A 7911-nucleotide genomic window follows, 5' to 3' on the forward strand; every position below is an offset into this window, starting at 1 on the left:
AAGCCTACTATTTTGATGTATAGATAAATCTAAGCAATAGTTTTTTGCCACAACAGTTTAACTGTTATGCCACCACCAAGACTTATTTAATACGTTTATATTCATTTTATTATTGTTATAGCAAATATGGTTGATTATTTTAAAAAAAACAAGGATTTAGTGAATTATTTTAATATGTCACAAAATGAGCTAAATTATTTCCTTTCGAAACCAATGTAAAAGATCCAATTTTCCCCGAATCTAAGTAAAGTGATACAACCAACTTATTCTTTACTTTTAGGAAGTAAATATGATTTGCATTTTTTCCTTCTAGATCGATATCTTTTGTTTCTTTCTTAGGAAGTTGAAAGTAGTTGATATAGTGTATCTGACTGCTGTCTTTCATCTGAATATTAAGTCTTACTTCATTCAAACTTGCTTCGAGATATTCAAAATATTCATCTGTTAGTTCCTTATTGATCGTTATATATTGACTCAATATGACGTCAGTGGCCAGAGATTGATCATAAAGTGCCGCGACAAATTTCTTTATAAAAACTAAATTCGTGTCAGCAGTTTCATATTCGTGACCAAAATTAATCTTTGGTGCTATGAGTAGTAGAAGCAAACATATACCTTTTAAGTATGTCATCATAATAATTAAGACTAAAATATAGTTAAAAGGATTAATAGGTATAAAAAATGCCTTACAAATCATTGTAAGGCATTTTTTATTAATACTCGTCCTCGTTAAAGAAGAAATCATCCTTAGTAGGATAATCTGGCCAAATTTCTTCTATATTTTCATAAGGCTCACCGTCGTCCTCTAAATCTTGTAAATTTTCGATTACTTCAACAGGAGCACCAGAACGAATACCATAGTCGATTAATTCATCTTTTGTTGCCGGCCAAGGGGCATCTTCTAAATGCGAAGCTAACTCTAATGTCCAATACATAATAAAAACAGATTAAGTTTTCAATTTTCGCAAAAATATAATTTAATTTGTCTTTAGCAAGTTATTTGTTATTTATTTTTCATGAATGATATTAATGTGTTGATATTCAGTTGAAAAAAATATCATGAAGTTATCGTCAATATGCTAAATATTTTCAAAATCGTCACCTTTTTCTTCTAAAGCAGATAATCGAGGAGAAACTGATTTGATATCAGTATTAGGATAATCAGCTTCTATTAGACCATCTCTCATTCGGACGATTCGATGTGCATGTTGTGCGATATCCTCCTCATGCGTTACCAAGATAATCGTATTTCCTTTCGAATGAATTTCTTCTAAAAGTCCCATAATTTCAATAGAAGTCTTGGTGTCCAAATTTCCTGTCGGTTCATCAGCAAGAATGATAGAAGGATTGTTGATCAATGCACGTGCAACTGCTACACGCTGGCGTTGCCCGCCCGAAAGCTCATTGGGACGGTGATCTATACGATTACCTAAGCCAACACTATTTAAAGCTTGAGTAGCTTTTTCTTCTCGTACACTTTGTTTAATACCAGCATATATCAAAGGAAGAGCAACATTTTCCAATGCTGTGCTTTTGGGTAATAAATTGAAAGTCTGAAAAACAAAACCTATCTCTTTATTTCGGACTTCAGCCAATTCATCATCAGACATTTCACTAACATTAATACCATTTAAAATATATGCGCCATGATTAGGAGTGTCCAAGCAGCCTAAAATATTCATTAATGTTGATTTTCCAGATCCAGATGGTCCCATCAATGCAACAAACTCACCCTTCTTTATATTTAAAGAAACAGATGTTAATGCATGTATTGTTTCTGTTCCAATTGTATACTGTCGGGCAATTTCTTGAATTTCAATTAATGTTGAGGAAGCCATAACGAACATTTTTTTATTTGGTTATTAAATTACAATTTATTCTGCAATTTCCAATGTAATAGCATTTTATTATAAACGTGATCTTCTAAATCCGAAGCATTCTTTTCAGTGTATTCTCGCGTGTTTATTGGTGCAAATACTTGTATGTTTACTGTACCGGGGTGTGAACCTAATTTATGACCATCATCCCATAAGATTTCCCATGCATTTTCGATCACAATAGGTATGATCGGAATATTATTTTCGATTGCCATACGGAATGCTCCGGATTTAAATGGATGTATTGTCGGAGGATATTGTTTATCAATTTTTCCCTCAGGAAATATAACGAGCGTCTTTCCTTCTTTTAACATGTCGTTAGCTTTTTTGAATGATCTAAAAGATGACATTTTACTTTTACGATCAACAGGTATATCGATTGTTTTGAAGAAAATTCGGGTCACAGGATTTTTTAATAATTCAGCTTTTCCAAGAAAGGTGATCGCTCTGGGTGAAATATAGGTCATCGCTGTAATATCAAGAACCGAAGTATGATTAGCACAAAGGATATAGGGCTTAGACCAGTCAATCTTTTCCTCAAACTTGACGCGATAAAAAATACCTGCACAATACGACCCGAGTAAACTCATCCATCTCCTTAGAAAAGCTATTTTAGTATAATTCTTTATTGGATTTCTTGCATACAACCAAATGGCAGGAAAAAGAAAGCAGAAAATGATAAAAACACTTGCGAAGTAAAAGTAGCTGTGCAGTTTCTTTAAGAATATAATCATCAAATAGTAAGGTGTCTTAATTTTGGGCTAATATATTATAAAAGGGGGATATAAATCCCCCTTTTGTACATTTATCGTAAGTTTTACTTACTTAATTCAGCATAGTATTTATGAAATAGAGGAATCGTCGAAATACCTTTCAAATAATTTTCAATCCCGTACTTTTCATTTGGAGAGTGCAAGTTGTCACTGTTGAGCCCGAAACCTAACAAAACCGTTTTTAATCCTAAAACTTCTTCAAATAAAGCAACAATAGGAATAGAACCACCACCACGAGTAGGAATAGGTTTTACTCCAAATGTTTCCGTGAGTGCTTTTTCAGCAGCTTTATAGGCTACACTGTCTGTAGGAGTGACGACTGGTTCACCACCATGATGCGGTTTAACTTCTACATGGACATATTTTGGAGCAATTGCTTCAAAATGTTTTTTGAATAAATCAGTGATACGTTGTGAATTTTGATTTGGAACCAAACGCATGGAGATTTTAGCAAATGCTTTAGAAGGTAGTACAGTTTTTGCACCTTCACCAATATAGCCACCCCATATACCATTTACTTCCAATGTCGGACGAGTACCTGTACGCTCTATGGTAGAATAGCCTTCTTCACCCCATAATGCTTCTACACCTAGATCTTTTTTATATTCTTCGATTTCAAATGGAGCTTTATTCAATTCATTACGCTCTTCCTGAGAGAGTTCGACCACATCGTCGTAAAATCCAGGAATTGCGATATGATTATTCTCATCATGCAATGATGCAATTAATTTTGCTAATACGGTAGCAGGATTTGCAACAGCACCCCCGTAAACGCCAGAGTGTAAATCTCTATTTGGACCGGTTACTTCTACTTCTACATATGATAGTCCTCTTAGTCCTGTTTCTAATGATGGAGTTTCTAGACTAATCATAGAGGTGTCAGAAATAACAATGACATCAGCTTTTAATTTTTCCTTATTTTCCTTGACAAAAGTTCCAAGATTAACAGATCCAACTTCTTCTTCACCCTCTATCATGAATTTAATATTGCAAGCAAGTGCATTATTTTTCATCATGTATTCAAATGCCTTCACATGCATGTAGAATTGTCCTTTGTCATCAGCAGAGCCGCGCGCATAGATTTTACCATCACGAATAGTTGGTTCAAAGGGCGGGGTATCCCACAATTCATATGGATCTGCAGGTTGCACATCATAATGTCCATAAGTCAATACTGTAGGAAGTGAAGGGTCAATGATCTTTTCTCCGTATACAATAGGATTACCAGCAGTTTGACAGATTTCTACCTGATCTGCGCCAGCTTCCTTTAACTTTTGTGCGACAAATTCCGCAGTCTTTTCAACATCTCCTTTGAATTTTGGATCAGCGCTTACTGATGGGAGGCGTAATAAATCAAACAACTCATCTAAAAATCGTTGTTTGTTTGCCTCAACATATTCTTGTATCGTTTGCATAGTATGAATGTATTTATAACAAAAATAGGTAAAACATTATAATTTCACTTTGAGAATTATGGTTTTAAAATCATTATTAAAGGATTTAAAAAAAAGATTAAAATTGTTGTAACATTTCCATGCATTGCTCATCTAATAAGAACAACAATACAATATATTTGCACAGTTTTATTAACCAACGTGATAATTATAGTTTTTAGATGAAAAGAAAAACGATTTTCCATTTGCTGTTGCTATTACCGATGCTTGTGAGCTTTTGCTTTGCTCAGAGTAAAATTCAAGGTAAAATTAGTGATGCCAAAGATCAGCAGAAGTTGTCAAATGCAACAGTCATGCTTTTGAGTGCCAAAGACTCTATTCTTTTAGATTTTACCAGATCTGATGAAAATGGTAATTTTTCGTTAAGTACACCCATACACAGTGAAGCAGTACTTATTGTAAGTTATCCCAAATATGGAGACTATTATACCGAAATTTTACCAAATCAAGATTATTTAGCATTAAAAGTTGGTTTGACAAATACAGCACAGCTTTTACAAGAAGTTATCGTGACAGGTCGCATTCCGATCACTATTAAAGGAGATACTACGGAGTATGATGCAGGTAGCTTTAAAGTGGAAAAAAATGCAAAAGTCGAAGATTTATTGAAAGTATTGCCGGGTATTACGGTTGATGCATCAGGAAAGATTACTGCCCAAGGTAAAACTGTGAAAAGAGTTCTAGTTGACGGTGAAGAGTTCTTCGGGGATGATCCAAAATTAGTAACTCGTAATATTCGTTCGGACATGGTCGACAAAGTGCAGGTCTATGAAAAGCAGTCTGAACAAGCGGAACGTACTGGAGTCGATGATGGAAATAAAGAACAAACGATCAATGTAAAGCTAAAAGAAGGTTCTAAAAACGGAGTCTTTGGTAAAGCTGTTGCCGGAGCGGGAACTGATGATTACTACAATGGACAGCTAATGCTAAACAAATTTAAAGGTTCACAAAAGATATCCGCTTACGGATTATTTGGAAATAACGGTGGTACATCATTGTCTTGGGAAGATGCTCAGAAATACGGCTCGGATTCAGGAGTTAGTTACAATGATGATGGAATGTATTTCAGTTCAGGAGGAGATGATTTCTCAGGATCTGGCTCTATAGGAATACCTAAAGTCATGAATACAGGTGTCAACTTTTTTGATAAATGGAAAACAGATAAACATAAATTAAATTTAAGTTACAAATACGGAAAAATTGAAAGTGATGGTAACGAGACGACAAATAAACAAAATAATCTCGAGGACGGTATTCAATTTACAGATAAAGTAAGAAACGCTAAATCTGATTTAACGAAACAAAGAATGAATTTGAAGTATGACTTGAAGTTTGATTCGTTGACAACGTTAACCATTCAAGGTAATGCCTCAAAAAGTAAAAATTGGACTGACGATCGGTCTTTTTCAAAAATGACAAATAAGAATGGTGATTCATTAAATTCTGATTCGACGAATAATAGTCGAAATTCGAATGCGCAATCTTTTGGTCTTAACGCTTTCCTAACAAAGAAATTTAAAAAAGCCGGTCGTTCGATCTCTTTGAATATGAATATCAATAGAGCTGAAAATGATGGTGATGGATATTTACTTTCAAAAATTAAGTATTATGAAAAAAATGTATTGTCAAGAGATACAATAACCGATCAGTATAAATTAAATAATGGTAATAATACAAGTAAAGGTGCTACATTAACTTATACTGAACCACTAACGAAGAAATTGAATCTTTCTCTAAATTATGGTTTGAATAAAAATGATAATAATTCATCGCAGTTCTCTTATAACAGAGATCAAGCAGGTAATTATAATGTCTTAGATAATCGTTTTAGTAATGATTATAGTTACGATAGGTTTTCTAATAATTATAAGGTTGCACTAACTTATAAAGATGAAAAACTTCGAGCCAATTTCACGAACAGTATAAATGATGATCAATTAAAGCAATCTAATAACCATTCGAAAGAACAAGTTCAACGTTCGTTTTTAACTTACAATCCTAATTTGAATATTAGCTATAATATTACAAAAGGGAAAGGAATTTATTTTAGTTATTCAGGAAGAAATCAATTGCCATCTTTGAATCAGATTCAGCCCATTCTTGATAATACCGATCAATTAAACTTCGTGATTGGTAATGAGAATTTAAAACCCTCATTTAGCAATAGTTTTAATGTAAATTATAATTCTTTTAAAATTCTTTCAGGCTCTTATACCTATTTGGGTGCAAATTATAGTAATCAGAATGACGCATTTGTTCAGAATATTACAACTGATAATAATGGTAAAAGTACTTATCGTTGGGAGAATTTAACAGATAAAACGAATCAATCAATAAATGTATATGGTGGTTTTCATTTTAAATTGAATAAAGAATTGGGAATTGAAAACTCTCCTAGGATAGCAGTTTATGGGTCAAAGAATTATAATATGGTCAATAAGGCATTAAATAAAGTTGATGTATTAAATTATAATTTTACATATGCCATTTCTAGGAATATGAAAAAGGGATTTGATTTCGATATCAATTTGACACCTGGTTACAAAACTATGAGCTCTTCTTTACAGCCTGATGTAAATAGTAATGGTTTCACCTTTGGATCAAACGGAGGGATGAGCTATTATTTTCCTAAGAAATTTAAAGTTTATGTCAACTATGATTATACCTATGAAGCCTCTACTGACGCCTTTGCGACAAAGCTTGATCAATTTTTGATTCACCCGGGGGTAAGTAAAAAGTTCTTAAAAAATGAATCATTAGAGTTGGATTTTACAGTAAATGATATCCTGAATCAAAACAAAGGATTTGAACGTAGTCAAAATAACTCAGTTTTCACACAGCGTCGTTATGATACGATCCAACGTTATTACATGTTGAAATTGAGCTGGGATTTCACAAAAATGTTTATGAATTAAAAATAATTTATGAAAGTATTAAAATTTATAGCAGTTCTATTCTTACTGTTTGTAGTAGGGGAGAGTAAAGCACAGTATACCCTTTTTTCAAAGACCGGAACAATTACATTTGATAAGACAATGTATATTAAAAACATCATTGCTAAGCAATTTGTAGCAAAAGCAGATGAAAATTCTCGTCATTGGTTTCAAGAAATGGTGACAACAGCGCCTCAAAGTGTTACAATTCAAAAAACATTGAAATTTAATGGTAGTGAAACTCTTTTTGAGCCTGTTAAGAAGGAGCTTGATCCAGCATCATCACGTTACATGATGCAATTAGCATTAGATTTTGACGGGGTTACATCTTCTAATCTTGAACAAAATAGCTATAAAAGATTCAATGACATATTTGGAGAAAAGATAGTAATTCAAGATTCCTTGAAGAAAATTAAATGGAAAATTACAGATGAATATCGTGAAATTGCTGGATTTAACTGCAGAAGGGCCAATGGTGTTACTTCAGATTCAATTTATGTGATTGGGTTTTATGCAAATGAAATACCTGTATACGGTGGTCCTGAATCAATAAATGGTCTTCCAGGAATGATTTTAGGGCTTGTGGTTCCTAATCAACATGTTTCCTATTTTGCCTCTAAAGTTGAACTTTCTAGTGCTCCAGTAATGGATAAGAAAGTATTTGAAGCCAAAAAAGTTAAAGTATTAACAAGAGCTGAGGTCGATAAGCAATTTACACAGACTCTTTCGTCAGGAATGATGACAAAGGATATGGTTAAATATATTATGCAGCTACTTTTATTGTAATTGTAAAACCAAGCTGTGTATAATTTAAAAAGCCCTTAAATATTATATTTAAGGGCTTTATTAATCTGTCCCGTCCTGAAATAAGTTG

At 33.1% G+C, this 7911-nt stretch carries 7 protein-coding genes; 2 read left to right on the forward strand and 5 right to left on the reverse strand.

What is annotated here, in order from left to right:
• Positions 1-169 precede the first annotated feature (169 nt).
• From B3P23_RS12225 to B3P23_RS12245, 5 genes are all read right to left on the reverse strand, one after another.
• On the reverse strand, positions 170-634 hold the full coding sequence (locus B3P23_RS12225) for a hypothetical protein (RefSeq protein ID WP_293926317.1): 465 nt from the start codon (positions 632-634) through the stop codon (positions 170-172).
• 79 nt (positions 635-713) lie between these two features.
• Positions 714-935 carry a DUF2795 domain-containing protein gene (locus B3P23_RS12230; RefSeq protein WP_021188822.1) on the reverse strand — a complete coding sequence of 74 codons (222 nt, stop codon included), beginning with the start codon at positions 933-935 and terminating at the stop codon, positions 714-716.
• A gap of 144 nt (positions 936-1079) precedes the next feature.
• Complete coding sequence (locus B3P23_RS12235; protein ID WP_045755420.1) at positions 1080-1838, reverse strand: ABC transporter ATP-binding protein; 759 nt, start codon at positions 1836-1838, stop codon at positions 1080-1082.
• A gap of 29 nt (positions 1839-1867) precedes the next feature.
• The gene (locus tag B3P23_RS12240) at positions 1868-2467 is read right to left on the reverse strand and encodes a lysophospholipid acyltransferase family protein (protein ID WP_293926326.1); all 600 of its coding nucleotides are present in this window, start codon (positions 2465-2467) and stop codon (positions 1868-1870) included.
• Between the two features lie 227 nt (positions 2468-2694).
• Complete coding sequence (locus B3P23_RS12245; RefSeq protein WP_293926328.1) at positions 2695-4065, reverse strand: dipeptidase; 1371 nt, start codon at positions 4063-4065, stop codon at positions 2695-2697.
• Positions 4066-4265: 200 nt separating this feature from the next.
• Here B3P23_RS12245 and B3P23_RS12250 point away from each other — a divergent pair, with 200 nt between their 5' ends.
• Together B3P23_RS12250 and B3P23_RS12255 are read left to right on the forward strand one after the other, a co-directional pair.
• Positions 4266-7019, forward strand: coding sequence for an outer membrane beta-barrel protein (locus tag B3P23_RS12250; RefSeq protein WP_293926330.1), 2754 nt, complete (start codon positions 4266-4268; stop codon positions 7017-7019).
• Positions 7020-7028: 9 nt separating this feature from the next.
• The gene (locus B3P23_RS12255) at positions 7029-7823 is read left to right on the forward strand and encodes a GLPGLI family protein (protein ID WP_293926333.1); all 795 of its coding nucleotides are present in this window, start codon (positions 7029-7031) and stop codon (positions 7821-7823) included.
• Positions 7824-7911: the final 88 nt, after the last annotated feature.

Origin of the sequence: Sphingobacterium sp. UBA6320 (assembly GCF_002440335.1) — a bacterium.
In the GTDB taxonomy this organism is placed as follows: Bacteria; Bacteroidota; Bacteroidia; order Sphingobacteriales; family Sphingobacteriaceae; genus Sphingobacterium.